At 64.7% G+C, this 23791-nt stretch carries 31 protein-coding genes; 6 read left to right on the top strand and 25 right to left on the bottom strand.

The features are described 5' to 3' along the window. Nucleotide 1: 1 nt before the first annotated feature. From KVX96_RS08550 to fabD, 21 genes are all read right to left on the bottom strand, one after another. Nucleotides 2-457, bottom strand: a complete 456-nt coding sequence (locus KVX96_RS08550) for a peptidase (protein ID WP_261193952.1) — start codon at nucleotides 455-457, stop codon at nucleotides 2-4. Beyond that, a complete protein-coding gene (locus tag KVX96_RS08545; RefSeq protein ID WP_261193951.1) occupies nucleotides 454-1341 on the bottom strand; it encodes a DUF2163 domain-containing protein in 888 nt (295 codons plus the stop codon). The genes KVX96_RS08550 and KVX96_RS08545 overlap by 4 nt, the downstream gene beginning before the upstream one ends. Beyond that, nucleotides 1341-1973 carry a DUF2460 domain-containing protein gene (locus tag KVX96_RS08540; RefSeq protein ID WP_261193950.1) on the bottom strand — a complete coding sequence of 211 codons (633 nt, stop codon included), beginning with the start codon at nucleotides 1971-1973 and terminating at the stop codon, nucleotides 1341-1343. Before KVX96_RS08540 ends, KVX96_RS08545 begins: the two co-directional genes overlap by 1 nt. Before the next feature lie 15 nt (nucleotides 1974-1988). Beyond that, on the bottom strand, nucleotides 1989-2654 hold the full coding sequence (locus tag KVX96_RS08535) for a phage tail tape measure protein (protein ID WP_261193949.1): 666 nt from the start codon (nucleotides 2652-2654) through the stop codon (nucleotides 1989-1991). Continuing rightward, nucleotides 2644-2874, bottom strand: coding sequence for a rcc01693 family protein (locus tag KVX96_RS08530; protein WP_261193948.1), 231 nt, complete (start codon nucleotides 2872-2874; stop codon nucleotides 2644-2646). Before KVX96_RS08530 ends, KVX96_RS08535 begins: the two co-directional genes overlap by 11 nt. Further along, the gene (locus KVX96_RS08525; RefSeq protein ID WP_261193947.1) at nucleotides 2867-3202 is read right to left on the bottom strand and encodes a gene transfer agent family protein; all 336 of its coding nucleotides are present in this window, start codon (nucleotides 3200-3202) and stop codon (nucleotides 2867-2869) included. The genes KVX96_RS08530 and KVX96_RS08525 overlap by 8 nt, the downstream gene beginning before the upstream one ends. After that, complete coding sequence (locus tag KVX96_RS08520; RefSeq protein WP_261193946.1) at nucleotides 3202-3615, bottom strand: phage major tail protein, TP901-1 family; 414 nt, start codon at nucleotides 3613-3615, stop codon at nucleotides 3202-3204. Before KVX96_RS08520 ends, KVX96_RS08525 begins: the two co-directional genes overlap by 1 nt. A 41-nt stretch (nucleotides 3616-3656) precedes the next feature. After that, nucleotides 3657-4070, bottom strand: a complete 414-nt coding sequence (locus KVX96_RS08515; protein WP_261193945.1) for a DUF3168 domain-containing protein — start codon at nucleotides 4068-4070, stop codon at nucleotides 3657-3659. After that, entirely contained in the window at nucleotides 4067-4405 is a 339-nt protein-coding gene (locus KVX96_RS08510) for a head-tail adaptor protein (protein ID WP_261193943.1), read from the bottom strand. The genes KVX96_RS08515 and KVX96_RS08510 overlap by 4 nt, the downstream gene beginning before the upstream one ends. Further along, complete coding sequence (locus KVX96_RS08505; protein ID WP_261193942.1) at nucleotides 4402-4998, bottom strand: hypothetical protein; 597 nt, start codon at nucleotides 4996-4998, stop codon at nucleotides 4402-4404. Before KVX96_RS08505 ends, KVX96_RS08510 begins: the two co-directional genes overlap by 4 nt. A gap of 170 nt (nucleotides 4999-5168) precedes the next feature. Beyond that, on the bottom strand, nucleotides 5169-6347 hold the full coding sequence (locus KVX96_RS08500) for a phage major capsid protein (RefSeq protein WP_261193941.1): 1179 nt from the start codon (nucleotides 6345-6347) through the stop codon (nucleotides 5169-5171). Nucleotides 6348-6368: 21 nt separating this feature from the next. Beyond that, nucleotides 6369-6932, bottom strand: coding sequence for an HK97 family phage prohead protease (locus KVX96_RS08495; RefSeq protein ID WP_261193940.1), 564 nt, complete (start codon nucleotides 6930-6932; stop codon nucleotides 6369-6371). 14 nt (nucleotides 6933-6946) lie between these two features. Further along, nucleotides 6947-7201 carry a hypothetical protein gene (locus tag KVX96_RS08490; RefSeq protein WP_261193939.1) on the bottom strand — a complete coding sequence of 85 codons (255 nt, stop codon included), beginning with the start codon at nucleotides 7199-7201 and terminating at the stop codon, nucleotides 6947-6949. After that, nucleotides 7198-8382, bottom strand: coding sequence for a phage portal protein (locus tag KVX96_RS08485; protein ID WP_261193938.1), 1185 nt, complete (start codon nucleotides 8380-8382; stop codon nucleotides 7198-7200). The genes KVX96_RS08490 and KVX96_RS08485 overlap by 4 nt, the downstream gene beginning before the upstream one ends. Nucleotides 8383-8480: 98 nt before the next feature. Then, complete coding sequence (locus tag KVX96_RS08480; RefSeq protein WP_261193937.1) at nucleotides 8481-9824, bottom strand: DNA-packaging protein; 1344 nt, start codon at nucleotides 9822-9824, stop codon at nucleotides 8481-8483. After that, the gene (locus KVX96_RS08475; protein WP_261193936.1) at nucleotides 9772-10101 is read right to left on the bottom strand and encodes a hypothetical protein; all 330 of its coding nucleotides are present in this window, start codon (nucleotides 10099-10101) and stop codon (nucleotides 9772-9774) included. Before KVX96_RS08475 ends, KVX96_RS08480 begins: the two co-directional genes overlap by 53 nt. A gap of 161 nt (nucleotides 10102-10262) precedes the next feature. Beyond that, nucleotides 10263-11417: an endolytic transglycosylase MltG gene (gene mltG, locus KVX96_RS08470; RefSeq protein WP_261193935.1), complete on the bottom strand. Its 1155-nt coding sequence runs from the start codon at nucleotides 11415-11417 to the stop codon at nucleotides 10263-10265. Further along, complete coding sequence (gene fabF / locus KVX96_RS08465) at nucleotides 11417-12679, bottom strand: beta-ketoacyl-ACP synthase II (RefSeq protein WP_261193934.1); 1263 nt, start codon at nucleotides 12677-12679, stop codon at nucleotides 11417-11419. The genes mltG and fabF overlap by 1 nt, the downstream gene beginning before the upstream one ends. Before the next feature lie 201 nt (nucleotides 12680-12880). Then, complete coding sequence (locus KVX96_RS08460) at nucleotides 12881-13114, bottom strand: acyl carrier protein (RefSeq protein ID WP_085867370.1); 234 nt, start codon at nucleotides 13112-13114, stop codon at nucleotides 12881-12883. Nucleotides 13115-13395: 281 nt separating this feature from the next. Continuing rightward, nucleotides 13396-14133 (bottom strand): 3-oxoacyl-[acyl-carrier-protein] reductase, encoded by a 738-nt coding sequence (gene fabG / locus KVX96_RS08455; RefSeq protein WP_261193933.1) that lies wholly within the window; start codon nucleotides 14131-14133, stop codon nucleotides 13396-13398. 14 nt (nucleotides 14134-14147) lie between these two features. After that, nucleotides 14148-15080, bottom strand: a complete 933-nt coding sequence (gene fabD / locus KVX96_RS08450) for an ACP S-malonyltransferase (RefSeq protein WP_261193932.1) — start codon at nucleotides 15078-15080, stop codon at nucleotides 14148-14150. A 175-nt stretch (nucleotides 15081-15255) separates the two neighbouring features. Between fabD and KVX96_RS08445 the strand changes: the two genes are divergently transcribed. Further along, nucleotides 15256-16476 (top strand): cytochrome b/b6 domain-containing protein, encoded by a 1221-nt coding sequence (locus tag KVX96_RS08445; protein ID WP_261193931.1) that lies wholly within the window; start codon nucleotides 15256-15258, stop codon nucleotides 16474-16476. 24 nt (nucleotides 16477-16500) lie between these two features. Here KVX96_RS08445 and KVX96_RS08440 read toward each other — a convergent pair whose 3' ends face one another. After that, nucleotides 16501-17265: a helix-turn-helix domain-containing protein gene (locus tag KVX96_RS08440; protein WP_261193930.1), complete on the bottom strand. Its 765-nt coding sequence runs from the start codon at nucleotides 17263-17265 to the stop codon at nucleotides 16501-16503. A 480-nt stretch (nucleotides 17266-17745) separates the two neighbouring features. Between KVX96_RS08440 and KVX96_RS08435 the strand changes: the two genes are divergently transcribed. Beyond that, nucleotides 17746-19056, top strand: a complete 1311-nt coding sequence (locus tag KVX96_RS08435) for a metal-dependent hydrolase family protein (RefSeq protein WP_261193929.1) — start codon at nucleotides 17746-17748, stop codon at nucleotides 19054-19056. A 75-nt stretch (nucleotides 19057-19131) separates the two neighbouring features. Here the strand turns inward: KVX96_RS08435 and KVX96_RS08430 are convergent, their stop codons facing one another. Next, nucleotides 19132-19722 carry a YceI family protein gene (locus KVX96_RS08430; RefSeq protein ID WP_261193928.1) on the bottom strand — a complete coding sequence of 197 codons (591 nt, stop codon included), beginning with the start codon at nucleotides 19720-19722 and terminating at the stop codon, nucleotides 19132-19134. A 129-nt stretch (nucleotides 19723-19851) separates the two neighbouring features. Continuing rightward, on the bottom strand, nucleotides 19852-20505 hold the full coding sequence (locus tag KVX96_RS08425; RefSeq protein WP_261193927.1) for a hypothetical protein: 654 nt from the start codon (nucleotides 20503-20505) through the stop codon (nucleotides 19852-19854). Nucleotides 20506-20839: 334 nt separating this feature from the next. Here KVX96_RS08425 and rpsF point away from each other — a divergent pair, with 334 nt between their 5' ends. Genes rpsF through rplI form a run of 3 tightly spaced genes read left to right on the top strand, consistent with a single transcriptional unit; the run spans nucleotide 20840 to nucleotide 22079 of the window. Beyond that, on the top strand, nucleotides 20840-21193 hold the full coding sequence (gene rpsF, locus KVX96_RS08420) for a 30S ribosomal protein S6 (protein ID WP_261193926.1): 354 nt from the start codon (nucleotides 20840-20842) through the stop codon (nucleotides 21191-21193). Between the two features lie 28 nt (nucleotides 21194-21221). Continuing rightward, nucleotides 21222-21449, top strand: coding sequence for a 30S ribosomal protein S18 (gene rpsR, locus KVX96_RS08415; protein ID WP_085867363.1), 228 nt, complete (start codon nucleotides 21222-21224; stop codon nucleotides 21447-21449). A gap of 12 nt (nucleotides 21450-21461) precedes the next feature. Beyond that, nucleotides 21462-22079, top strand: coding sequence for a 50S ribosomal protein L9 (rplI, locus tag KVX96_RS08410; RefSeq protein ID WP_261193925.1), 618 nt, complete (start codon nucleotides 21462-21464; stop codon nucleotides 22077-22079). Nucleotides 22080-22183: 104 nt separating this feature from the next. Here rplI and KVX96_RS08405 read toward each other — a convergent pair whose 3' ends face one another. Beyond that, complete coding sequence (locus KVX96_RS08405; RefSeq protein ID WP_261193924.1) at nucleotides 22184-22435, bottom strand: DUF4242 domain-containing protein; 252 nt, start codon at nucleotides 22433-22435, stop codon at nucleotides 22184-22186. A gap of 238 nt (nucleotides 22436-22673) precedes the next feature. Between KVX96_RS08405 and KVX96_RS08400 the strand changes: the two genes are divergently transcribed. Continuing rightward, nucleotides 22674-23546 carry a LysR family transcriptional regulator gene (locus tag KVX96_RS08400; protein WP_261193922.1) on the top strand — a complete coding sequence of 291 codons (873 nt, stop codon included), beginning with the start codon at nucleotides 22674-22676 and terminating at the stop codon, nucleotides 23544-23546. The last annotated feature ends 245 nt before the right edge of the window (nucleotides 23547-23791 follow it).

Genomic DNA, 23791 nt, shown 5'->3' with positions numbered 1-23791 from the left:
GTCACTCCTTGGTTTCTAAGGTGTCGGGAAAGGCAAAGCGCGCCACCAGCCGCCGCGCCCAAGGGGCACTGAGCGGGCTTTCGATCACGCCATGGCCCGTGTAGGCATGGATGAAGGCCGGGGCGCTGCCCGTGAGGCTCTGCAGCCCCAGATGTTTGGCAACGCCGCCCTGCCGCATCCGAAACAGCAGCACATCACCGGGCGCGGCCTTGCACAGCGGCTTTTCACAAAGCACCCCCCGCGCAGCCTCCCACAGCGCCTCGCTGCGCGCCGCTTCGTTCCAGTCGGCGGTGTAGGGCGGCACAGGAGCAGGCTCCTGCCCAACCACCCCGCGCCAGACCCCGCGCAGCAGCCCGAGGCAATCCGCCCCGCCGCCCCGGCAGCTGGCCTGATGCACATAGGGCGTGCCAAGCCAGAGCCGCGCCTCCGCGACGATCGCCGCCCCCGGCCCGCTCATCGCGCCATCTTCCCGCCGGAAGTGTTCTTGCCCTGCACCGGGTAGCTCAGAAGCCAGTCTTCACCCGGAATATGCGGAAAACCCCGGAAACTGGCGAAATTGGAAAACTTGTACCGGCAGGTCTCCGCGGATTTATCACAGCCCGCCTCAAGGCGCAGCATATCCCCCGGCAGAACCTCCGCCCGCAGTGCCTCCCAAGTTTCGATCACGCGCTGCCCGTCCAGAAAGCGATCCGCCTTGATGCGGGCCGACAGCCCCTCCGCCGCCCCCGACAGCACACGCAAACGGCCATGGGTGAACCAGCCAGTGTCAAAGCCAGTGAAATCCTCAAAAGCGAAGCGCTGGTTGCCCGACACCTCTTCCGCAGCCCGCTCCGCGTGCCGCAGCGGCGAGCCGAGATCCACCCCGCAGTGCGCATCCCCCAGCACCGCGCCGCAGCGCTTCTGATAACTGCGCCCCTGCACTTGGTTGAGCAAGTCCGAAAGCCCGCGCAACTCCGCCTGAAACGCGCCCTTGCCCTGCTGGATGTCACCGATGCTGCCGCGAAACTGCAGGTGGCGCTGCGCCGGTGCGCCCCAGTTCACAAGCCAGGCCTTCACCTCGGCCCCGTCAAAGCGCCCCGCCAGCAGATCGGCCTCCGTCACCGCCTCATCCGACAGCACCCCCATCGCTTCGGCATTGTCCACCGAGAGCCCGGTGGATTGCTGCAAAGCGCCCGGCGCAAGCCCGCTGCGCGCTTTGAAGGTCAGCCCCTCGAACTGAAGGTCTTCATCGTGATCGGTGAAGCCAAACCGCTGCCCATCGCGCCGCGCCACCTCCCAGCAGCGGCACACCGTCGTGGCACCGCCCTGCAGGTGCGCCAGAAACTCCGCATCCACCGCCATCAGAGCCGCACCTCCACCACGGGAACGCTCAGCGCGTCCCCAGCCTGAAAACTGGCGACCGAGGTCTGGATCCGGTCGGTGTCAAACCGCACCGGCACGTCGAACTCGAAACCCGCCGACACCGCCACGCCGATATCCGGCGGCACGTCAAACAGGATCTGCCCGCCCGCCGTATCGACCTCGAAATCCACACCCTCGCGGCGGTCCTCGCCCTCGATCGCCGCCACAACGGTGCCAGACACCAGCTTGCGAATGGGCCGCAGGTAGCTTTCCCCGCCCGAGGCATAGGCCTTGATCACCGGAAAGGCCGTGCGCACCCCATCGCCGGTGCCGATCACCTGATCGGTGGGCGTGATCGCCTTCGAAGGCACAGCGGAGCGAAAATCCGACCAATCCTTCCAGCGAAAGCCAAACAGCTGGCCGCGCCGCGCCTCGAAGAAGGCGATCAGCGTCTCGATATCGTCAAGCGAGCGCATCCCCACCCCCGCATCATAACGGCGGCGCGCATGGGCCCAGGGCGCGTTGCGCTCCTCATAGCCATTGGCCAGCGTCACGATCTCGGTGCGCCGCTCCGGCCCGCCGACCGAGCCGAAACTCAGGTTCGCCGGAAATCTGACCTCGTGAAACCCCATCTCGCTCTCCTTGTCCTACCGGAACCGCGCGCCACGGCTCAGGGCGCGCTCCATCTGCGCCGCGATCTGCGTGCGCGAGCGGGCAAAACCCTGCGCATCCGGCGTGTTCACATGCATCACCACGTTGATCGGGCGTCCGCCGCCGCTCACCGCCACCCCAAGGCGGCCATCCGCACCCCGGCGCAGCGGCATGATCGCCTCCGGCCCCGCCTCGCCCATCAGCCCGGTGCCGCCGCGCATGGGAAAAGCCACCGGCCCCGTCACCACGCCGCCAGAGGCAAACGGCATCACCCGGCCTTGCGAGAACGGCGCGCCGTTCTCAAAGGGCAGAAGGTTTGAAACCGTGCCCGACACCACCGAGGCAATCGTGCCCCCAAGCTGCTGCGTCACCGGCTTGATCGCCGCGCTGTAGGCTGCATTCACCATCGAGCGCGCGATGCCCTCCAGAGCGTCCGACAGCTTGGCCCCGTCGAAAACCAGCCCGTCAAAGGCCCGGCGCAACCCGCCCGAAAGGCTGCGCGACAGCGTGCCAGCTTCCGTGCCTGCCGCGCCGATGCTGCCGCGCACCCGCTCCAGCTCGGCCCCGAAGATGCCCGTCACGGTTGCCACGCCACCCAGCGTCGCCTCCAGCGCGTCCAGTTGATCCTCGAACGTGTCGATCCCGCTGATCTCATCGCCCATCTGTGCACCCTTTCTCAGGTTCGGCGTCCGTTGCATCCGGGTAGAGCGCCCGCAGCGCCTCCAGCCCGTCGCGCCCCATCGGGCCCGCGCATACACCAAGCCCCGCCATCAGGCGCAGCTCGTGGGGCGTCAGCGCCCAGAAGTCTGCTGGCCGAAGGCCCAACCCCCGCAGGCCAAGCTGCAAGAGCGCCGCCCAGTCCAGCCCCTGCGGCTCAGCCATCCCCAGCACCGGTGTCTGGTCCGGCTCCAAAGGCCCGCGCCAGAAGCTCGGCAGCCACTTTCGCCGCGCCCACCGGGCCACCGGCAATCTCGGCCCCCAGCAAGGCCTCCGCAGTGCCCTGCCAGCCCCCGCCGCGCAGCCCCGCCACGAGCACCGCAAGGATGTCGCGCGTCGCGAAGGCACCGCTCTCAAAACGCTGCGCCACCTCCAGCACGCTGCCTGCGCCAAGCGCGGCCTCAAGCTCGGCCAGCGCGCCCAGCGTCAGCTTGCAGATGTGCTCCTGCCCATCGACAACCAGCGCCACTTCTCCGGCCCAGGGGTTCGCCATCAGAGCGCGGTAAAGCTCAGCGCCGAAGCCGAAGCCAGCGACAGCTCATAGGTCGCCTCGCCATTGTGGCTGCCGGCATATTCGATCGCGGTGACCTGAAACGCCCCCTGCACCACGCCGAAATCCGGGATGATCACCTGAAAATCGGGCGTCTCGCCGTCGAAAAAGATCTGCCGCGTGCGTTCGTCGGTGCCCTCATCGCGAAACACCCCCGCGCCCGAAATGGCCGCGCTTTTCACTCCTGCGCCGGAGAGCAGTTCACGCCACCCCCCCTGGCTTTCAAGGCTCGTCACATCCACCGTCTCGGCGTTGAAACTCAGCCGCGTGGCGCGCAGCCCCGCGATGGTCTCGAATTGCCCGCTCCCGGTGAGGTCGAGCTTGATCAACATGTCCTTGCCGTTCTGGGCTACCATGGCCAGATCTCCAGTCTTGTCAGTTGCTTAACCGGCCTTCCTCAGACCGTATCCTCGATGCGCGCCACAAAGCGCAGATCCACCTGCCGCCGCTGCCCACTGCCGCTCTTGAAGGCCCGCGCGCGGCGAAACCGCAGCGAGATCAGCGCCCCGCGCGCAAGGCTCAGCGGCGCATCCTGCAGCAGGTCCGTGATGGAGCCCGCCACCGCTTTCACCGCGTGAAACCCCCCGGCCTCGCCGATCACCCGGATTAGCAGATCGTGGCGGCTGCCCGAGACCTGCGCGTCCGAGGCATCGCGCACCTCGCCTTCCCCCAGCAACACGTAGAGCGGCGGCACCGCGCCCTGGGGCGGCGTGTCGTAGATCGCACCGCCCACTTGCGCCGCCAAGGCGGCATCGGCGGTGAGATGGGCATAGACGGCCTCCTGCAGCGCCGTGGCGGTTGCGTAGCTCATGCCTGTGTCTCCTCGCGCGTCTCGCAGATCAGGTAGCGCCCAGGCCCCTCGGCCTCGCTCACCGCCTCGATCAGGTAAATCCGCCCACCCTCGCGAAAGCGCTGGTGCGGTTTGGGGCGCGCCGGGCTGCCCGGAGCCGCCGCGCGCACAAGGATGCGCTGCCGCTGGGTGGACAGCGGCCCCGCCACAGCGCCCTGCTCCCGCCCGCTGCGCGCCTTGACGGATGCCCAAAGCACGCCTTCCTCGGCCCAGCTTTCAGTGAAGCCCCCGGCCCCGTCGGCCGTGCGCAGAGGGCTTTCCAGCACCATGCGGCGGTTCAGAACCGGCGGCTTCATTGCGCATTCCCCCCGAAGAGGCGCACCGTGAAGTAAGGGGCCAGAAGCCCGTTCACCTGCGTAGGCCAGGCCCCGCCGCCACCATCGGGCGTGCGGTTTTCATAGAAGAAAGCGGCCAGCGCAAAGATCGCCTGCCGCAGATCGGCGGGCAGCTCAGCCCAGGCCGGTGAAAACCCCGCCGTGAAGCGCAGCTCCGCCTGCCCGCCTGTCGGAATGCTTGGCAAGCTGCCGCTCACCGCCTCAAGGCGCGGGCGCTGCATGTCCTGCACAAGGGCGAAACGCGCCAGATCCACCGGCTCCACAGCCCCCGTCCTATCCCGAACGTTCATCTCCAGAAGCGCCGACACCGGAGCCACCGGCAGGCACTGCGCATCAAGCGCCCGCCAGCCATTTGTCACCCAAATGAACTCCCGCGCGTACACAGCCTTGCCCGTGCGCGCCTCCACCGAGGCCAGCGCCGCCCGCAAACAGGCCAGCAGCAAATCATCCTGCAGCCCATCATCGCTAAAGCCAGTGCCCAGCCGCAGGAACTCGCGAAACCCGGCCAGCGGCAGATTTGCATCGGCGATGGCCGTCACTTCCGAAAGCTTCATCCTCTTGCCCTCTCCCCTTGGCCGCCGCGCGGCGCAAAACTGTGAAACATCGTCCCCAGACCGGCACTCCCGGCCCAATGGGCGCGCGCATCGGCTCCGAAAAGCCGTGCCCCAGCGCGCGCCCCACCCCTTCCGCTCCCACCCTCAGGCACGGGCGGAAAGCTCACGGATCAGGCCACGCCGAACTTCAGAAGCTTGATCGCCTTGAAGTCGCTCACATCGCCGCCCACGCGCTTGGTGGCGTAAAACAGCACATGCGGCTTGGCCGAGAAGGGATCCCGCAGCACGCGCAGATCCGGGCGTTCGGCGATGGTGTAACCGGCGGCGAAATCACCGAAGGCAATCGCCGTGGCATCGGTGCCGATGTCGGGCATGTCCTCGGCCACAAGCACCGGGTAGCCCATAAGCCGCGCCGGCTCGCCCGCCGCCAAGCCGTCCGACCACAGGAAGCGCCCGTCGGCGTCCTTCATCTTGCGCACCGCGCCGGCCGTCTTGGAGTTCATCACGAAGGTCGCATTGGCGCGGTATTCCGCCCCCAGCGCATAGACGACATCCACGATGGCATCGGCCGGCTTCAGCGAGTCGAAATCGCCGTCCACCCCCGTTGCCACATAGCCCAGGCTGCCCCAGGCCCAGCTGTCGTCATCCACCACTGAATGGGTCAAGAAGCCCGTGGGCTTGTCCACGCCGTTGCCTGAAACGAAGGCCGCGGCTTCGGCGCGGGCAAACTTGTGGGCAATGCGCCCCGCCAGCCAGCCCTCGATGTCGAAAGCGCTGTCATCCAGCAGCCGCTGGCTCGCCTTGGGCAGCGCCGAAAGCTCGTGCAGCGGAATGGTGATGCGGTCAATCTGCGGCGTGTCCGTCTCACCGCTCGTGGCCGTTTCCGTGGCCCAGCCCGCACCGGCATCGGTGTGGTCGATCAGCACGTCGAAGGAGGTCGCCTCCACCCGCACCACATTGGCAATCGCCCGGACCGAGGCCGTGGCCGAGAGCGTGCTCTTGATGGTGTCGGCCGTCTCCGGGTCCACCAGGTAGCCGCCATCGGCCGCCACCACGCTCGAAAGCGCCTTGCCCTCCAGCTGCAGCCCGCGCAGCGCGTCGTCATCGCCCGAACGCAGGTAGGCGTTGAAGGCCTTCTTGTGCGGAACCTCCGGAGCCCCCGCGGCAAGCAGGGGGCGGTGGGCAGTCATCGTCTTGCGGTCCAGCATGGTCAGTCGCTCTTCATGTTGTTGCAGCTTTGATTTCACTTCGCCGTTCATCGCGTTGATATCGCTCACGAAGTCGCCAAGCGCAGCGCGCAGGGCTTCAGCGTCGGAGGCGGTCTCCCGCCCCGTCCGGGCTTCACTCATCTCATCACCCTTTTCTCTGGTTCAGGTCGCGGGGGGCTTGCGCAGCCGGCGTCCGGCATCCCGGATGGCATCCGCCAGCTCCATAAGGCCCGTCTGCGCGCGCGCGTCCCCCTTGGCACCGACACGGGCTTGCGGCAGCATCGGGAAGGTCACCAAGGACACCTCCCAAAGCTCCAACTCGATCAGACGGCGGCCGCCGCCTTCGTTCTTCTGCGCACGTTTCGTGCGGTAGCCGATGGAGAGCCCGTCGATCGCGCCGGCCTCGATCAGCCGCGCCGCCTCCGCGCCCTTGGCCACATCGGTCAGCAGACGGCCCTTTACCCAGAGCCCCCGCGCGTCCTCGCGCACCTCGTCCCACAGGCCGATGGGCTGGGTCGGGTCATGCTGCCAGAGCATCTTCACCCGCCGCCCCGAGGCCGCCAGATCGGCAAGACAGGCCCCGTAGGCCCCGGCCTCCACCACATCGCCGCCCTGATCCACCGCGCCGAAAAGCGAGGCATAACCCTCGATCACCGCGCCATCGCGCACCACCAGCTGCTGCTCCGGCGCGCAGTATTTCCTTTCCAGTTCAAATGCATCGCCCATGGCGCCCCTCTCCTTCATCCACCGCTTCCCGGCACCAGCCCCAGAAGCGTCACCGTCGCCTGCGCCAGGATCACCGCCGCCACGCCGTAAACCGTGACCCAAAGCCGGCGCTCCAGCCGTTCGATCAGCCCTTCGATCCGCGCCAGCTGGCCCTCCAGCAGGCCAAACTGCATCTCCGTGATCCGCTCGTTGGCCTCGATCCGCGCCGAGGCCGCGCCGAAACTGTCATAGAGAAACCGGCTTCCTGTGCTCCCGGCCTCCCGGGTCATGGGGCCTCCGTGTCCTCAGGCAGCCCGAGCAGCCGCCGCTTTTCCCGCTCCGACAGAAAATCCGCCGCCGCCACCCGCGCCCATTGCTTGTCGCGCTCCTCCGCGAGCGCGGGCACCTGATCCAGATCCGGCTTCAGCTCCAACGCCTCGCCATAGCGCGCCGCCAGCCAGCTGCCCACCGAGGCCGCCACCCGCGCCGCAAGCGGCAGCACGGTGAGCCTGTAGAAGGCCCGGTTGGCCTCCTGGTAGTTGGCGTAGGTTGCATCGCCGGTGAGCCCCAGCAGCATCGGCGGCACCCCGAAGGCCACCGCGATCTCCCGCGCTGCGGCCTCCTTGGTTTTCTGAAACTCCATGTCCGAGGGCGAAAACCCCATCGGCTTCCAGTCCAGCCCACCTTCCAGCAGCATCGGCCGCCCCGCATTGGCCGCCCCCTGATGGTAGGAAAGCATCTCATCCTGCAGCCTTGCGTATTGGTCCGCCGAGAGCGTCGCCTGCCCGTCCAGCCCGCGATAGACCAGCGCGCCCGAGGGCCGCGCTGCGTTGTCCAGCAGCGCCTTGGACCAGCGCGAGGCCGCATTGTGCACATCCACCGCCTGCGCCGCCGCCTGCATCGGCGAAAGCCCGTAGTGATCGTCCTGCGGATGGAAACTGCGCAGATGGCACACAGGGCTTAAGCCGCCACTGGCATCAAACCGGTGCTTGCGCCCGCCCACGCTGTACTCATAGGCAATCGGCCAGCCGTCGCTGCCGGGGATCAGCGCCATCCGGTCGGAGCGCAGCACATGCAGCTCCAGCGGCAACCCATCCTCGCCCGCCACCGCTTCCAGATAGCCGTTGCCCGTCAGCACGAGCTGGCCGTAAAGCGCCTCCATCAACTCGGCGCGGCTCTGCGCAAGATTGGGGCGGCGCAGCAAATCCAGCATCGGATGCACCTCGTAGCGCTCTTGCCGGCTCTGCAGCACCAGAGGCAGCGCCGCGGCGGCCTCCGCGATCAGCTTCACCGCGCGAAAGCCTACCGGGTTCCCGGCAAAGCCCGTCTTCGTCAGCGTCGCCGCATCCCGCGGGCTCCAAGCCACGCGGCCCGCCCCGTGATAGGCGATCACCGGCCCCGCTGCCGAGGCCTTCGCCTCCGGTGCCGCCGCGCTGTCTTTCGATGTTTTCCGAAAGATGCCGAATGCCATGCCCCCAAGCCCCTCTTCGCTATGACCCGCCATGCTTGCCGCGTGGCAGGTCTCGTTTCGAACTTGAGGGCATCCTGCCGCAAAGGGTTTAAGAGCGGTTAAAGCGTGCGTACGCGGGGGTTGCCCCAGCTTGTCGCGGGCAGCAGCACCAGATCGTGCAGCGCCCAGACAAGCGCATCCACCCGGTCCGGCGAACCCCTGCCCTCAAAGCCCTTCAGCGTCATCTGCAGCATCTGTGCTTCCAGCGTGTCGAGCCCTGCCGCATGGTGCACCCGGCCCTGCTCGTAAAGCGCCGCCACCGGCTCGGCCCGCGCCGCCTTCCCGCGCGAGGCGCGCACGCCGCGATAGGGGATGTTGGGGGCTACCTGCCGCAACACGCTCTCCACCATGTCGCCGCCCTGATTGACCTCCGCCACCACGCGCTCCGCGCCATAGGCCTCGGCCATCTCGGCCACCACGCCCGCCCAGACGGCCGGGCTCGCGCCCTTCACGCTGGCATCCCGCAGAATGGAAGCCCGCCAGCTTTGCGGCGGCCCCTCCATGCTTACCCCCGCCACGATGATCCCGCATTCGTCCGAGGCCGCATGGCCTGTCACCGGCGGGTCCACCGCGATCACCACGCGATCCACCGACAGCGGCTTGGCCTTGCGCGCCGCCTCGATGGCCCCTTCCGTCCAAAGCGCCCCGTCGCGATCTTCCAGCAAGACGCCATCCAGCTCCTGCCGTGCCAGCCGCGTGCCCGCATAGCGCGCGCGCACCTCCTCCAGAAAGCTGTCGGCCAGAAAGGCGCGGTTGGACTCCGTCGGCGCATGGGTCATCACGGTGGAGGGGTTGTCCAGAATCGCGCGCAGCACCGGCACATTCTTGGGCGTCGTCGTCACGCATTGGCGCGGCTCCGAGCCCAGCCGCAGCGCGAACTGCAGCATGTCCCACGTCTTCTGCGCCTTCTTCCACTTCGCCAGCTCATCCGACCACGCCGCATCAAACTGTGGCCCCCGAAGCGAGTCCGGGTCATGCGCCGAATAGACCTGCGCCACCGCGCCATTGGGCCAGACAAGCCGCTTGCGCGTGGCCTCCCACACCGGGCGGCGATCCGGCGGCGAACAGGCCAGAATGCCGCTTTCGCCAAACACCATCACCTCGCGCACCTGCTCGATGGTCTCGCCCACCAGCGCCACCCGGCGCGAACGCCCCGGATCCATCGGGCGCGGCCCTTCCACCTCGCCGCGCACCCATTCTGCGCCTGCGCGGGTCTTGCCCGCGCCACGCCCGCCCATGATCACCCATGTGCGCCAATCGCCCTCCGGCGGCAGCTGATGGTCATAGGCCCAGAACTCGAAGAGATAGGGCAGCGCCAGCAGCGCGCCTTCGCTCAAGCCTTCAAGGAACTCAATCTGAAGCTCGGGCGGCTCTGAGGCAATCCAGCCTGCGGCCGATCTCATCGCGCGCCGCGTCGAAATCGACGGCGAAGTCATGGACAATTCCTGCGTCTTTTCGGCGGAGTTTTTCAACGTTTTCCCTTTCCCTGAAAGCGATCTGCAAAGCCGCCCCCGCATCGCGGACGGTCTTCGTGGTTTCCGCCAAGTCCTTGAACTCGCCGGCCTCCAGCTGATTGGTCAGCGCCCGCACCGTGCGGATCAGGCGCTCCAGATGTTCGTTGGCCGCGGCGAGGATGTCGTCCTGCGCCGTTGGGCCGCCAAGAGGTGTGATAAGTGACATGCTGTATGTTCTGGCCCCCGGACTGCTGCTCGCGCTGGCAGGCGTGCACGCAAATGCAAAACGGCACCCGGTTGCCCGGATGCCGTTCACGCCTGTACCAGCGTGCCTAGAGGTATAGCCCAGAGCGCGCGCTGGGTCAAATTTTACGCCTTAACAAAGGCTTACTGGTTCGCGCGCTCCGCCTCGATCTTGCGCCATTCCGCAACATTGCGGTTGTGCTCTTCCAGCGTCCGCGCAAAGGCATGCCCGCCGGTGCCATCGGCCACGAAGAAGAGCAGATCGGTGCTTTCCGGGCTCACCGCGGCCTCGATGGAGGCCCGGCCCGGGTTGGCGATGGGTGTCGGGGGCAGCCCCTCGATCACATAGGTATTATAAGGGGTTGCAGCGCGAAGTTCACTCTGCCGCAGGCCCCGGCCAAGCGTGCCCTGCCCGTTGGTGATGCCGTAGATCACCGTCGGGTCCGTCTGCAGGCGCATGCCTTGGTTCAGACGGTTGGTAAAGACGCTGGCCACCTGCCCGCGCTCTTCCGGTACCCCGGTTTCCTTCTCGATGATAGACGCCAGCACAAGCGCTTCTTCCGGCGTCGAGATCGGCAGGCCGGTATCCCGGTTGGCCCAGGCCTCGGCCAGAATGAGCGCCTGCTTCTCTTCCATCCGCGCCAGCACCACGTTGCGATCCGTGCCGGGCCGCACCTCGTAGCTGTCGGGCGCAAGCATCCCTTCCGCAGGGATCTCCGTCACTTCGCCTTCAAGGAAATCGATCGCGTTCAGCGCATCCACCACCTGCCACGAGGTCACCCCCTCGGCCATGGCGATCCGGTAGCGCACATCGCCATCCGCGCGCGCCTCGGTGTAGGCCTCAGGCGCCTCATCCACCTTGGGATCAAAGGCCGTCGTCATCTCATAGGCATTGGTCGCCGGATCCAGCTCGCGCAGCTGCAACTGGCTGCTCACAACACCGATCCGGTAAACAACCTCCGTGCCGCAGGTCGATTGCCCGCCGCGCGTCACGATGTCCACGATCTCTTCCATCGATGTGCCTTCCGGCACAAGGAACGAGCCCGCCTTCAGATCTTGTGTCTTGTCTTCGTAATCCGCGCCAACGCGGAAGATCAGCCCGTTGCTGATCGCCCCGTCCGCAAGAAGAGACTCCGATACCCGGCTGAAATTGCTCCCGGATTCCACGCGCAGGCAGATCGCCTCCCCCAGTGGCCCCGGTCCGCGATACTGGCTGTGCGCCCAGCCGAGCACGGCGGCGATGCCAAGGCCCGCCACGATGCCCAGCGTCAGCGCATTCGACGCAATACTGCGCCACATCAGTCAGACACCTTCCCCAGCACGAGCGAGGCATTGGTGCCGCCAAAGCCGAAGGAGTTCGACAGCGCCACGTCGATCTTGCGTTTCACAGCGGCCTTCGGCGCGAGGTCCAGCTTTGCCTCCACATCCGGGTTATCGAGGTTCAGCGTCGGCGGTGCGATCTGGTCGCGCATCGCGAGGATGCAGAAGATCGCCTCCACAGCCCCAGCCGCGCCCAGCAGGTGGCCGATGGCGGATTTGGTGGAGGACATCGTCGCCGTAGCCGCCGCATCGCCCATCAGCCGCTCCACGGCGCCCAACTCGATGGTGTCGGCCATCGTCGAAGTGCCATGGGCGTTGATGTAGTCGATATCGGCCGGCGTCAGCCCGGCGCGCGCGATGGCGGCCTTCATGGAACGATAGCCCCCGTCGCCATCCTCCGACGGCGCGGTGATGTGATAGGCATCGCCCGACAGCCCGTAGCCCAGCACTTCGGCGTAGATCTTCGCGCCGCGCGCCTTGGCGTGCTCGTATTCTTCCAGCACCACAACGCCCGCGCCCTCGCCCATGACGAAACCGTCACGGTCCGCGTCATAGGGGCGGCTGGCGGCCTTGGGATCATCGGCGCGCTTGGTGGAAAGCGCCTTGCAGGCGTTGAAGCCGGCGATGCCGATCTCCGAAATCGGGCTTTCCGCGCCCCCGGCCACCATCACATCCGCATCGCCCAGCATGATCAGGCGGGCAGCATCGCCAATGGCATGTGCGCCGGTGGAGCAGGCCGTCACCGGCGCGTGGTTGGGGCCCTTGAAGCCGTAACGGATCGAGACCTGCCCAGAGGCGAGGTTGATCAGCGCAGAAGGAATAAAGAAGGGCGACACCCGGCGCGGGCCCTTCTCGGCCAGCAGTACGGCAGTGTCGGCAATCGAGGACAGCCCGCCAATGCCCGAGCCGATCATCACGCCGGTGCGCAGAAGCTCTTCTTCGTCGTCCGGCGTCCAGTCCGCGTCCTTCACCGCCTGAGCGGCCGCCGTCATGGCGTAGAGGATAAAGTCATCGACCTTGCGGCGCTCTTTCGGCTCCATCCAGTCGTCCGGGTTGAAGGTGCCGTTGCTGCCATCGCCCACCGGGATCTCGCAGGCGTATTTCGTCACCACGCGCTCCGGATCGAAACGGGTGATCGGCCCGGCTCCGGACTCCCCTGCAATCAGGCGGCTCCAGGTTTCTTCCACTCCGCAAGCCAGCGGGGTGACCATCCCAAGGCCCGTAACAACCACTCGACGCATTCTTGTGCCCCTTATCGTCCTTTTCAAAGTCGGCCACTGATACCCCGCCGGGGCCAAGGGGGGCAAGGGCAAGCGCAAGCATGGGCTGGAAATTCCCCATAGTCCGCCGATCTGCCCCCCAGAGCCGAAAAAGACCGAACCCCAGAATCAAAAACGGCGCCACCGGGGCGCCGCATTCGATCTTCCTGAAAGCGGTTAAGCTCAGGAGGCTTCGGTGATGAATTTCACCGCGTCGCCGAAAGACTGGATCGTCTCGGCAGCGTCGTCCGGGATCTCGATGCCGAACTCTTCTTCGAAAGCCATCACCAGTTCCACGGTGTCAAGGCTGTCTGCGCCGAGGTCATCGATGAAGGACGCGCCCTCAACAACTTTGTCCTCTTCCACACCCAGGTGCTCGACGACGATCTTTTTCACGCGATCTGCGATGTCGCTCATGTTCCATCCTCATTTTAACGTTTCGGGAGCGTTCCCGTCGGTTTCTTGCTATGCCCCGCGCGGGGCGCTCCTGCCTTCGCTGTCGCGAAGGATAACCGGAGCATCTGCTGACGCCCGGTCAAATCTGATCGGCCTATAGCACACCTTTTCAGAGAGGCAAATGCTTTCACCAAGGTTGTGCCGGAAGGCTGCAGCTGCGGCAAAGCCATGCTGCACAGTGCTCAGATAGGCTGCCCGAAGCCAAATTGTAAGCCCGGGCAGACAATCCAATCAGCCTAGCCTTACAGCATGGCCATGCCGCCGTTCACGTGCAGCGTGCTGCCCGTCACGTAGCCGGCCTCGGGGCTGGCGAGATAGAGCACGGCGGCCGCGATCTCTTCGGCTTCGCCCATGCGGCCTGCGGGCACCTGCCCGAGGATGCCGGATTTCTGATCGTCGGTCAGCTTGTCCGTCATTGCGGTGGTGATGAAGCCCGGTGCCACGGCGTTCACGGTGATGCCCCGGTTGGCCACCTCATAGGCGATGGATTTGGACATGCCGATCATCCCGGCCTTGGACGCCGCGTAGTTGGCCTGCCCGGGGTTGCCCGTTGCGCCCACGATAGAGGAGATGTTGATGATCCGGCCCCAGCGCGCCTTCATCATGCCGCGCATCACGCCCCGGCAAAGGCGCATGGTGGAGGTCAGGTTGATCTCCAAAACCCGCTCCCACTCCTCATCCTTCATACGCATGAAGATGTTGTCGGCGGTGATGCCCGCGTTGTTCACGAGGATATCGACGCTCCCCATCATCTCGGCGGCCTGTTTCGGCAGGTTGTTCACGGCCTCCGCATCGGAAAGATTGCAGGGCAGAACATGGGCGCGGCTGCCCAGTTCGGCGGCCAGCGCCTCCAGAGGCTCCACGCGGGTGCCCGAAAGCGCCACGGTTGCGCCCGCGCCGTGCAGCGCCTTGGCGATTGCGCCACCAATGCCGCCGGAAGCCCCGGTGATCAGGGCGTTTTTCCCAGTCAGATCAAACATATCTCAAACCTTCCTCAAGCTTCCTTGGCCGCCAGAACATCCTCCGGCGTGCCCACGGCGCGGGTGGCAATCTCGCGGTCGATGCGGCGAATCATGCCCGACAGCGCCTTGCCCGCGCCAATTTCCCAGATCTCGGTGACGCCCTGCGCGCCCATGAAGGCCACGCTTTCACGCCAGCGGACAGAGCCCGTCACCTGCTCAACCAGAAGCGAGCGGATCACGGCCGGATCGTCCACGGCATTGGCACGCACATTGGCCACGAGCGGCACCTTTGGCGCGGCGATCTCCACATCGTCCAGGGCTGCGGCCATCACATCGGCGGCGGGCTGCATCAGCGCGCAGTGGAAGGGCGCGGAAACCGGCAGCAGAACGGCGCGTTTTGCGCCTTTTCCTTTGGCGATCTCAACGGCACGTTCCACGGCTTCCTTGTGGCCCGACACAACCACCTGCCCCGGATCATTGTCATTGGCAGCCTGACAGACCTGCCCCTGCGCGGCTTCCTCGGCCACTTCGGTCGCAGCGGCGAAGTCCAGCCCCAGCAGGGCAGCCATCGCGCCCACACCCACCGGCACGGCGGCCTGCATCGCTTGCCCGCGCGTGCGCAGCAGGCGGGCTGTGTCGGCCACGCTCAGAGAGCCAGCCGCCGCCAGCGCGGAATATTCGCCAAGGCTGTGGCCCGCAACATAGGTGGCGAAGGTGATGTCGATGCCCTCGGCCTCAAGCGCGCGCATGGCGGCGAGCGATGTCGCCATCAGGGCCGGTTGCGCGTTCTGGGTCAGCGTCAGCTCGGCGATGTCGCCCTCCCAGATCAGGGTGGAGAGTTTCTCGCCCAGAGCCTCGTCCACCTCGTCGAAAATCGCCTTTGCGGCCGGATAGGCCTCCGCGAGCGCCTTGCCCATGCCGATGGTCTGCGCGCCCTGTCCCGGAAATACGAATGCCCGGCTCATGTCCCCTCCGATTTCTTGTTCTGTCGGTTTCTCTGGCCCGCTGATACCGCGCGGCCTTCCCCAAGGCAAACAAACTCCGCCCTCCTGCACAGAAGATCTGCGGCAAGGCGCATTCCGCTGCGCGCCCCTTCGCACTAGGTTGCCCTCCAAGTCAGACGAGCAGATGAGGATTCCCATGCCCCGCGCCAACACCGCCGACACCTACGGCAGCATCAGCAAGGCGTTCCACTGGATCACCGCGCTGCTGATCCTCACGCTCTTCCCGCTGGGCGTGATCGCCGAGAACCTGCCCTATGACACCAACGAGCAGCTGGCTCGCAAGGCGTGGCTCTTCTCGCTGCACAAGACGCTGGGCGTGACGGTCTTCTTCCTCGCGCTGACCCGGCTGCTCTGGACGGCCACACAGATTCGCCCGGCACCGCTGCACCCGGCCCGCAAGGCCGAGACCTTCCTCGCCGAAATGGTGCATGTGCTGCTCTATCTCTCCCTCGTCTTCGTGCCGCTGTCGGGCTGGCTGCACCACGCCGCCACCGAAGGATTCGCGCCGATCTGGTGGCCCTTTGGCCAGTCCCTGCCCTTCGTGCCGAAAAGCGAAGCGCTCGCGCATCTCTTCTCTGGCTGGCACTGGGTGCTGACGAAGCTGCTGCTGCTCGCCTTCGCGCTGCATATCGCCGGCGCGCTGAAACACGTGGTGATCGACAAGGACGATACCCTGCGCCGCATGGCCATCGGCAAGGCCCCGCGACAGCCCGCACCGCCGCGCCCCGCCCACAGCCGCGCGCCCGCTCTGGCCGGGATCAGCGCCTATGCCGCCGCGCTTCTCGCCGCCAGCGTGATGGCCTGGCCCACCGCCGCCCCGCAAGCCGCTCAGGCCCCGGAGGCCCCGCAAGCCGCGCCCATGGCCCTGCCCGCCAACGGCTGGCAAGTCGAAACCGGCACGCTCGCGCTCACCGTCACCCAGTTCGGCAAACCCGTCTCGGGCCAGTTCGGCGCCTGGACGGCGGAAATCGAGTTCGACGAGACCGTCGACGACGGCATCGCGGGCCGCGTGGAGGTCGAGGTGATGATCGACAGCCTGACGCTCGGCGGCGTGACGGATCAGGCCAAGGGGCCGGATTTCTTCGACGCCGCCACCCACCCCCGCGCCCTCTATTCGGCCGACATCCTCGCGCTTGGCGATGGCCAGTTCGATGCGGTGGGCACCCTCACCCTGCGCGGCACCGAAGCCCCTCTGGATCTGCCCTTCACTCTGCGCATCGAGGACGGCACCGCCCGGATGGAGGCCACGGCCACCACCGACAGGCGCGATTTCGGCATCGGCCAGAACATGCCTGACGAGCAGAACCTCGCTTTCGGCGTGGAGATCAAGGTCGATCTGGTGGCGCGTAAGCCCTGACAATGCGAGGCAGGGCGCGCTCGTTCATTGGGCCAAGTGCCGCGTCCTGATCAATGTGTCACCGGGCTTTTCACCAAAGAGATCCGCGTATTGCCCAGCAAATCGCCCGCTGTAGGGAAATCCGTTCTCCCAAGCGACGGCCTTTACGGATGCGGGCGGCGCGTCGCGGTTCAGAAGCGCTTCCCGTGCGTTTGACAGACGCATCAGCCCGAGGTAGCGGGCCGGGGAAACGCCGTAGATGTCAATAAAGGCCGCATGCAACCGGGTGGCCCCGACACCCGCAAGAGCGCAGAGCTCGGCCAGGCTCATCGGCATTGCCTGCCTCTCGAAAACCTGCGCTTCCAGCCGCCTTACGATCGCGCGGGATTCCAGATGATCGAAACGGCGCTCTGTCAGCTCGTCCGTGCCCTCCAGCAACCAGCTAGCGACGAAGGAGATGAGTTCCGTTTCAAGCGCGGCCGTCATGAAGGCCTCGCCCCTTTTTGCCTCCGAACCATCCATCGCGCGTTGCAGAATTCCGCCTATGCCGCGTTTCAATGATTTTGCGCGATACCCCACCCCTGACAAATGAACATTCATCGTCGGATCGTCCGGAAGATTTCCCCCTGCGAGGCCCCCCATGGCGGCAAGAACTTCACGGCGTTTCAGGCTTACGAGGATGTTGTCTCTGTTCTTGCCGAGCGTTCCATACCCATCAGGGCTGGAGATCGAGAAAACATCCCCACCATCGGCTTCGAAACCATCGACCCGGTAATCCCCGTTCCACGACAATGGAAGGATGAAACCCATCCAGTTCCTGTCCGGTACCGTCACCCATGAAGACAAAGGGGTGCACCGCATGCGCGTTATGAAGGATCGCACCCCCCACAGTGTAAACGTCTGAAGATCGAGCGTGCCCCGCCCAAGTTGTACGAATTGGCTCTCACGTACTGGAAATTCGCGCAGATAGGCGCCGTGGGAAGGCTTTAGCGCCCACATCAGAGCGCCCGACCCACGGCTGATCGCTTGGAGCTATCTTTCGTAATGCGCAAGATTTGCACCCAACTTTCACACTGAACACTGATTCCTTCTGCAAACATAGCCTGAACCGGCTGTGCGCCAAGGCGTTCAGTACCACTGAGATCCCACGGGGCTGCGGCGACTTCCGTTTCTGACTGCCGAGCATCCCCTGCCCGTTTTGATGCCCGACGCGCGGATGGCGCGTGATTTTACCAAGTAAACGGAGAGTCCTTAATGCCTCGTGTCCATAAGTTATCCCAAGCAGCTTGCATGCTGATTGCCTGCACGGCAGCAAGCTTCGCACAAGACGCCGCCAATCCCCCGAAAACCTTGATCACGAACGTCAATGTCTTTGACGGCAACTCCGAAACGCTTACCGAAAACGCGAGCGTTCTGATCGAAGGCAATCTCATTGCCAGCGTGTCGAGCGGCACGCTCGAAGCCGAAGGTGCCTCCGTGATCGATGGCGGAGGCCGCACGCTGATGCCCGGCATCATTGAAGGCCATTCGCATCTCGCACTGTCTGGGGTCACTTTTGGGGAGGTTGTCTCGGGGCTTGCCAGCTACCAGACGATCCAATCCACAGTGATCGCCGAACAAATGCTGATGAACGGCGTCACGACAACGCGGGACATGGCCGGAGAGGTCTTTTCCCTCAAACGCGCCATCGATGAAGGCACCATCCCGGGGCCGCGCATCTATGCCTCCGGCGCTATGATTTCCCAAACATCCGGCCACGGCGATTTCCGCTTGCCCATCGATCGAAATCCCGGCCTTGGCGGACCGACACCCACAACGGACCTCAAAGGGGCTGGCGCCTTGGTGGATGGCGTGCCGAGGATGCTCGCCGCTACCCGTGAGCAACTGCGGCTTGGGGCCTCCCAGATCAAGCTGGCCATCGGCGGCTCCGTCAGCGGCCCCTACGATCCGATTGATACGACGCAGTTCATCCCGGCCGAAATCGAGGCGGCTGTAAGTGCGGCAGAGGGCTGGGGCACCTATGTGACAGTCCACGGCTACACAGTGGAAGCTGTAAACCAAGCCATCGACGCCGGGATCAAATCGGTTGAACACGGCCAGCTTCTGGACCGTGCGACACTGGAACGGATGGCCACGGAAGGGATTTGGCTCAGCATCCAACCTTTCACCCTGTGCAGCGAACCCAACCTGACACCGCAGCAAAACGCCAAACAAGCCATCGTCTGCCAAGGCACGGGCGATGTCTACACCGCCATCAAGGAGTTGCCGGATCTCAAGGTTGTCCATGGCACCGATATCTTCATCAGCCCCGGGCCGGGAATCGGCGTGTCTGAACAGGTCGAGCAGATGGAGCGGCTGCTGGATTGGTTCACGCCCTACGAGATCCTCAAGATGTCCACCGGGAACTTCACCGAACTGCTCCAGCTCTCAGGCCCGCGCAACCCTTATCCGGGCGATCTCGGCGTCATTCGGGAAGGTGCCTATGCGGATCTGCTGATCGTGAACGGCAACCCGCTGAAGGATCTCGCCGCTGTTACAGACCGCGACAACATCCGCGTCATCATGAAGGACGGGGTGATCTACAAGAATACCTTGGAGTGAAGCCACGCTTCCTACAGGACTGAAAAAAGGCCGCCTGAAAAGGCGGCCTTTTTGCATTTCAGACGGCAGATAGCCTCAGGAGCCCTCGCCCTCGGCCAGACCGGCTTCGATCGAAATGGTGATCTGCACCTCGTCGCTCACCATCGGGGCAAAGGCGCCGAGGTTGAAATCGCTGCGCAGCACGCTGGTGGTGGCGTTGAAGCCGGCCCAGGTGGTGTTGGTCATCGGGTTGGTGCCCTCGCCGTTCAACACTGCGTCCAGCACCACGGGTTTGGTCACGCCGTTCAGCGTCAGATCACCGGTGATGTTGGCGGTGGACTCGCCCGTCACCTCGATGCCGGTGGACACAAACGTCACCAGTTCCGCCTCGTCCGCATCAAAGAAATCGGCCGACATGAAGTGCTCAAAGCGCCCTTCCCACCCCGTGAGCATGGTTTTCACCGGGAAGGAGACGGAAACGGCGGAGTTGGCCGGGTCTTCACGGTCAAAGGCGATCTCGCCCTCAAAGCCCGAGAACATGCCGTAGGTGGTCGAGAAGCCGAAGTGATCGTAGCTGAACAGGATCTGGCTGTGGCTCGGATCCAGCGTGTATTTGGCCGGTTCAGCCACCGCGGCGCCAGCGGTGAGGGCGATCAGGGCGGCGGTCGAAAGCGCGATGCGTTTCATTGGGGTGTTCCTTGCAAACAAAAGAAAAGACATGACAAAAATCGTGCCTTTCCCGATGTTCTCAAGTCATCACCGGCTCACAGGCTCTGTTCCTTTTTGAACAGAATACCCGTGAAGCTGTGCGCCGTATCACATCACGCGAGTCGGCGTCTGGACCTTGAACTGGCGCGGTTTGCCAGCCGCAGCGCCCACCGGTGCAATTTTGCTCGCCGGTTTGGAGACGCCGAGGATGTCCTTGGCAAGGCGATCGCGCAGGGAAATCAGCTTGCCCTCGTCGGCCACGGCGATGGCGATCACCTGCGAGGTATTGCGGTAGCGCAGCAGCAAGCGCGAGGGGCCGCCCTCGTAGCTCGGGCGCTCGATGAAGACGCTGCCGATGTCCTCGAAAGCGTAGCGGCGCAGCATGAAGGCATTGCCGCGCGAATTGCGCAGCGCTTCACGGATCTCGTTGCGGGCGCGGTCGATATGCACTTCGCGGCGGGTTTCCTGGCTGGCGAACCAGAGGAACAGCAGCCCCGAGATACAGAGCGAGGTGGACGACAGAAATTTCATCACCGCCACGTCGCTCGTCAGCAGCGAGCCCGGCAGCAGCCAGAAGCCAAGCGCCACGAAGACAAGCACCAGCCCCACGAAACCACAGGTGCCGCGCAGGATGTTGTTGAAGGAATGCGTGCCCGAGTAGGAGCGCACGATGCAGCCCCAGTAGGTGTCGTCCACACGCACCCAGGGCTTTTTGACGAGGTCCGCCTCGTCCACGAAAATATTCTCTTGTTCAGCAGTCATGATCACTGTCCAGTTCTGCGGAAGGCGCAAATTTGAGTTTGATTGCCCTTAAGGTTGCACGCAGAAGGGGGCAAAAAAGCGGCGCAGCCGGTTCTTCTTCGGGACGTCTGCCGCCCAAACCTGCCGCATTTGGCGGCCCGGCTCGCTGCCCGCGCGCGGCCTTTGCTTTCAAGGGCAATTCGCAGTTTTGCGGGGTTGCATCCCGAAGCGACGGGTGTATAAGGCTGCGTCCTTTCCGCATTCTTCGGATTCAGCGCAACCTCTCGTGGGCGGGTCGCGGAAAGGCCAGACCCAAGAGCCCTTTGAAGTGCGCCTTAAATAGACTGGAGTTCACATGCCCCTTTATGAGCATGTCTTCATTTCGCGCCAGGATCTTTCCAACGCGCAAGCCGAGGGCCTGATCGAGCACTTTGGCACCGTCCTTTCTGACAACGGCGGCAACGTCGTTGAGAGCGAGTACTGGGGTGTCAAAACGATGGCCTACAAGATCAACAAGAACCGCAAGGGCCACTACGCCTTCCTGAAAACCGATGCCCCGGCACCGGCCGTTCAGGAGATGGAACGCCTGATGCGCCTGCATGATGACGTGATGCGCGTCCTGACCATCAAGGTCGACGAGCACGGCGAAGGCCCCTCCGTCCAGATGCAGAAACGTGACGAACGCGGCGAACGCCGTGAACGCCGCTGATCGCCAGGCTTAGGAAAGGATCCCAGAAATGGCTAACAAACCCTTCTTCCGTCGTCGCAAGGTCTGCCCCTTCTCCGGTGAGAACGCACCCAAGATCGACTACAAAGACACCCGCCTGCTGCAGCGCTACATCTCTGAGCGTGGCAAGATCGTGCCGTCCCGCATCACCGCCGTTTCCGCCAAGAAACAGCGTGAGCTGGCCCGCGCCATCAAACGCGCCCGCTTCCTCGCCCTGCTGCCCTACGCCGTGAAATAAGGAGAAACGCAAATGCAAGTTATCCTTCTTGAGCGCGTGGCCAAGCTTGGCCAGATGGGTGAAGTCGTTGACGTCAAAGCCGGCTACGCTCGCAACTACCTGCTGCCGCAAGGCAAGGCCCTGACCGCTTCGCAGGCAAATATTGCCCAGTTCGAAGCCCAGAAAGCCCAGCTGGAAGCCCGCAACCTCGAAACCAAGAAAGAGGCAGAAGCCCTCGCCGAGAAGCTGGCTGGCCAGCAGTTCGTCGTGATCCGCTCCGCTTCCGACGCCGGCGCTCTCTACGGCTCCGTCACCCCGCGTGACGCCGCCGACGTGGCAACCGCCGAAGGTTTCACCGTGGACCGCAAGCAGGTTGTCCTGACCACCCCGATCAAGGAACTGGGCGTGCACAGCGTGTCCGTCGTTCTGCACCCGGAAGTGGCCGTGGAAATCGAGATCAACGTGGCCCGTTCTGCTGAAGAAGCCGAGCTGCAGGCCTCCGGCAAATCCATCCAGGAGCTTGCCGCTGAAGCCGAAGCCGAAGCAGAGTTCGAAATCGCCGAGCTGTTCGACGATATCGGCGCTGCCGCCTCCGACGACGATGACATCGCGCCGGCTGCCGAAGAAGTTTCCGAGGACGACAACGCCTAAGCGTTGCGCCCCGCTAAAGATCAAACAGCCGCCCCTCGGGGCGGCTGTTTTCGTTTGACCACAGCCCGAGCACAAGCCTGGCGGTAATCCTATGCACCCGGCCTTTACGGGGTGAGATCCATCGCAGCCACGACCCGATCATAGGGTAAGCCCGCCACGTCATTCAGGCTGCGCACTTGTTCCGCGCTCTCAGCATCGAACAGGCACATGCAGCGCCCGTCCTCCGGCGCGAAGGTAGAGCGAATGTAACGGATTGCATCCCCCTGCTCCGACATGGTCTGCGCTTGCGCGATGGCCGCCTTCTGCGCGCCCGCCAGATCGTCCATGCTGATCCCGGCAAGATTTCTTTCCACCATGAAAACCGACATCGAAGTTCCTTTCTCAAGCTGATTACATCCTGCCTCATTCCACCACCGGGGCGGATCCAAGGGAACGACCGGTTGGTTATGGTTCGATAACTCCCGGTTTTGACGAAACCGGATAGTATGAGACACTCGCCGGCAGACCGGGCCCACGCGGCAAACCGGTCCGGCAGGAAAGGACGGACGCCAACCGAACCGCAAGACGCCCAAAACTGGAGCCCTGGCGATGGAGATGTTTCAGATCAGATATGTGCTGGCGGCTGCCAAGCAGCTGAATTTCACGCGCGCCGCCGCGGAGTGCAACGTGAGCCAACCTGCCCTCACGAAGGGTATCAAGGCATTGGAAGAGGAGCTTGGCGCACCTGTCTTTCACCGCGAGGGGCGGCGGATCCTGCTTTCGGATTTTGGAAAATCCATGCTGCCCCATCTTCAGCACATCGCCGATGAGGCAGCGGCCACCCGCGTTTTGGCAGAGAATTTCCGGCTGCTGGAGAAAGTACCCGTTCGCCTCGGGGTGCTGTCCACCGTGGGCCACGTCCGGCTGGCCCGCTTCCTTGCGACCTTTGAAAAGCGCCACACAGGCATGGAGCTTTCAGTGCGTGAAGCCGGCATGGACATGTTGAAGGATCAGTTGTCCGAGGGCGAAATCGATGTCGCCTTTCTCACGCAGACCGAGGATCTGGAGCAGGCGTTCAGGCTGCATCCGCTCTATTCGGAGCGCTATGTGGTGGTGTTTCCACCAGACCATCGGCTGGGGCGGCTGAACGCCGTGGCGCTCTCTGATTTGTCTGGTGAGGATTACGTGGACAGGCTGGTTTGCGAGATGCGCGAGATGGTGATGTCGGTTTGCGACGCGGAAGGCGTCGAACTCTACGCACGCTTCCGCTCGGAGCGAGAAGACTGGGTGCAGGCCATGGTACTCGCCGGAATCGGCTTTGCCTTCATGCCTGAATACTCCGTGACTCTGCCCGGCTTGTTGCAACGCCCGCTCGTGGAGCCATGTGTGGAGCGCGTGATCTGCGCCGCCACCGTGCCGGGGCGTCGCCATTCCCCCGCGGTTGGCGCGCTCATGCGCGCCTCGCAAGGCTATGCCTGGCCTGGCTAAAGCGGCAGCAGCGCCGTGCGAAGAGGCTTTGCACGGCAAATTGCGCAAAGCCTCCTTATCGCTCAGGTTCCGTTCAGACGGCCTGCAGCAGCAGCACAGGCAAGCCAACCATGGCTGCGGTGATGATGGCGATGGACAGTCCAAGACCTTTAAACATGCACGTCTCTCCCTTGTGTTCGCGGTGTCTCGCAAGGACCTAGTGCAGCCTGCCCGCCCGGCCAGACCAATCCCCCGCAGCGGCGACC

The sequence above is a fragment of the Pseudoruegeria sp. SHC-113 genome, from assembly GCF_025376885.1.
Taxonomy (GTDB): domain Bacteria; phylum Pseudomonadota; class Alphaproteobacteria; order Rhodobacterales; family Rhodobacteraceae; genus Pseudoruegeria.
This window is presented reverse-complemented; position numbering and strand designations above follow the sequence as displayed.

Coding starts and splice junctions, on each gene's coding strand:
- KVX96_RS08550 (WP_261193952.1), bottom strand. CDS start 457: ATGAGCGGGCCGGGGGCGGCGATCGTCGCGGAGGCGCGGCTCTGGCTT.
- KVX96_RS08545 (WP_261193951.1), bottom strand. CDS start 1,341: ATGGCGGTGGATGCGGAGTTTCTGGCGCACCTGCAGGGCGGTGCCACG.
- KVX96_RS08540 (WP_261193950.1), bottom strand. CDS start 1,973: ATGGGGTTTCACGAGGTCAGATTTCCGGCGAACCTGAGTTTCGGCTCG.
- KVX96_RS08535 (WP_261193949.1), bottom strand. CDS start 2,654: ATGGGCGATGAGATCAGCGGGATCGACACGTTCGAGGATCAACTGGAC.
- KVX96_RS08530 (WP_261193948.1), bottom strand. CDS start 2,874: ATGGCTGAGCCGCAGGGGCTGGACTGGGCGGCGCTCTTGCAGCTTGGC.
- KVX96_RS08525 (WP_261193947.1), bottom strand. CDS start 3,202: ATGGCGAACCCCTGGGCCGGAGAAGTGGCGCTGGTTGTCGATGGGCAG.
- KVX96_RS08520 (WP_261193946.1), bottom strand. CDS start 3,615: ATGGTAGCCCAGAACGGCAAGGACATGTTGATCAAGCTCGACCTCACC.
- KVX96_RS08515 (WP_261193945.1), bottom strand. CDS start 4,070: ATGAGCTACGCAACCGCCACGGCGCTGCAGGAGGCCGTCTATGCCCAT.
- KVX96_RS08510 (WP_261193943.1), bottom strand. CDS start 4,405: ATGAAGCCGCCGGTTCTGAACCGCCGCATGGTGCTGGAAAGCCCTCTG.
- KVX96_RS08505 (WP_261193942.1), bottom strand. CDS start 4,998: ATGAAGCTTTCGGAAGTGACGGCCATCGCCGATGCAAATCTGCCGCTG.
- KVX96_RS08500 (WP_261193941.1), bottom strand. CDS start 6,347: ATGAGTGAAGCCCGGACGGGGCGGGAGACCGCCTCCGACGCTGAAGCC.
- KVX96_RS08495 (WP_261193940.1), bottom strand. CDS start 6,932: ATGGGCGATGCATTTGAACTGGAAAGGAAATACTGCGCGCCGGAGCAG.
- KVX96_RS08490 (WP_261193939.1), bottom strand. CDS start 7,201: ATGACCCGGGAGGCCGGGAGCACAGGAAGCCGGTTTCTCTATGACAGT.
- KVX96_RS08485 (WP_261193938.1), bottom strand. CDS start 8,382: ATGGCATTCGGCATCTTTCGGAAAACATCGAAAGACAGCGCGGCGGCA.
- KVX96_RS08480 (WP_261193937.1), bottom strand. CDS start 9,824: ATGAGATCGGCCGCAGGCTGGATTGCCTCAGAGCCGCCCGAGCTTCAG.
- KVX96_RS08475 (WP_261193936.1), bottom strand. CDS start 10,101: ATGTCACTTATCACACCTCTTGGCGGCCCAACGGCGCAGGACGACATC.
- mltG (WP_261193935.1), bottom strand. CDS start 11,417: ATGTGGCGCAGTATTGCGTCGAATGCGCTGACGCTGGGCATCGTGGCG.
- fabF (WP_261193934.1), bottom strand. CDS start 12,679: ATGCGTCGAGTGGTTGTTACGGGCCTTGGGATGGTCACCCCGCTGGCT.
- KVX96_RS08460 (WP_085867370.1), bottom strand. CDS start 13,114: ATGAGCGACATCGCAGATCGCGTGAAAAAGATCGTCGTCGAGCACCTG.
- fabG (WP_261193933.1), bottom strand. CDS start 14,133: ATGTTTGATCTGACTGGGAAAAACGCCCTGATCACCGGGGCTTCCGGC.
- fabD (WP_261193932.1), bottom strand. CDS start 15,080: ATGAGCCGGGCATTCGTATTTCCGGGACAGGGCGCGCAGACCATCGGC.
- KVX96_RS08445 (WP_261193931.1), top strand. CDS start 15,256: ATGCCCCGCGCCAACACCGCCGACACCTACGGCAGCATCAGCAAGGCG.
- KVX96_RS08440 (WP_261193930.1), bottom strand. CDS start 17,265: ATGGGTTTCATCCTTCCATTGTCGTGGAACGGGGATTACCGGGTCGAT.
- KVX96_RS08435 (WP_261193929.1), top strand. CDS start 17,746: ATGCTGATTGCCTGCACGGCAGCAAGCTTCGCACAAGACGCCGCCAAT.
- KVX96_RS08430 (WP_261193928.1), bottom strand. CDS start 19,722: ATGAAACGCATCGCGCTTTCGACCGCCGCCCTGATCGCCCTCACCGCT.
- KVX96_RS08425 (WP_261193927.1), bottom strand. CDS start 20,505: ATGACTGCTGAACAAGAGAATATTTTCGTGGACGAGGCGGACCTCGTC.
- rpsF (WP_261193926.1), top strand. CDS start 20,840: ATGCCCCTTTATGAGCATGTCTTCATTTCGCGCCAGGATCTTTCCAAC.
- rpsR (WP_085867363.1), top strand. CDS start 21,222: ATGGCTAACAAACCCTTCTTCCGTCGTCGCAAGGTCTGCCCCTTCTCC.
- rplI (WP_261193925.1), top strand. CDS start 21,462: ATGCAAGTTATCCTTCTTGAGCGCGTGGCCAAGCTTGGCCAGATGGGT.
- KVX96_RS08405 (WP_261193924.1), bottom strand. CDS start 22,435: ATGGTGGAAAGAAATCTTGCCGGGATCAGCATGGACGATCTGGCGGGC.
- KVX96_RS08400 (WP_261193922.1), top strand. CDS start 22,674: ATGTTTCAGATCAGATATGTGCTGGCGGCTGCCAAGCAGCTGAATTTC.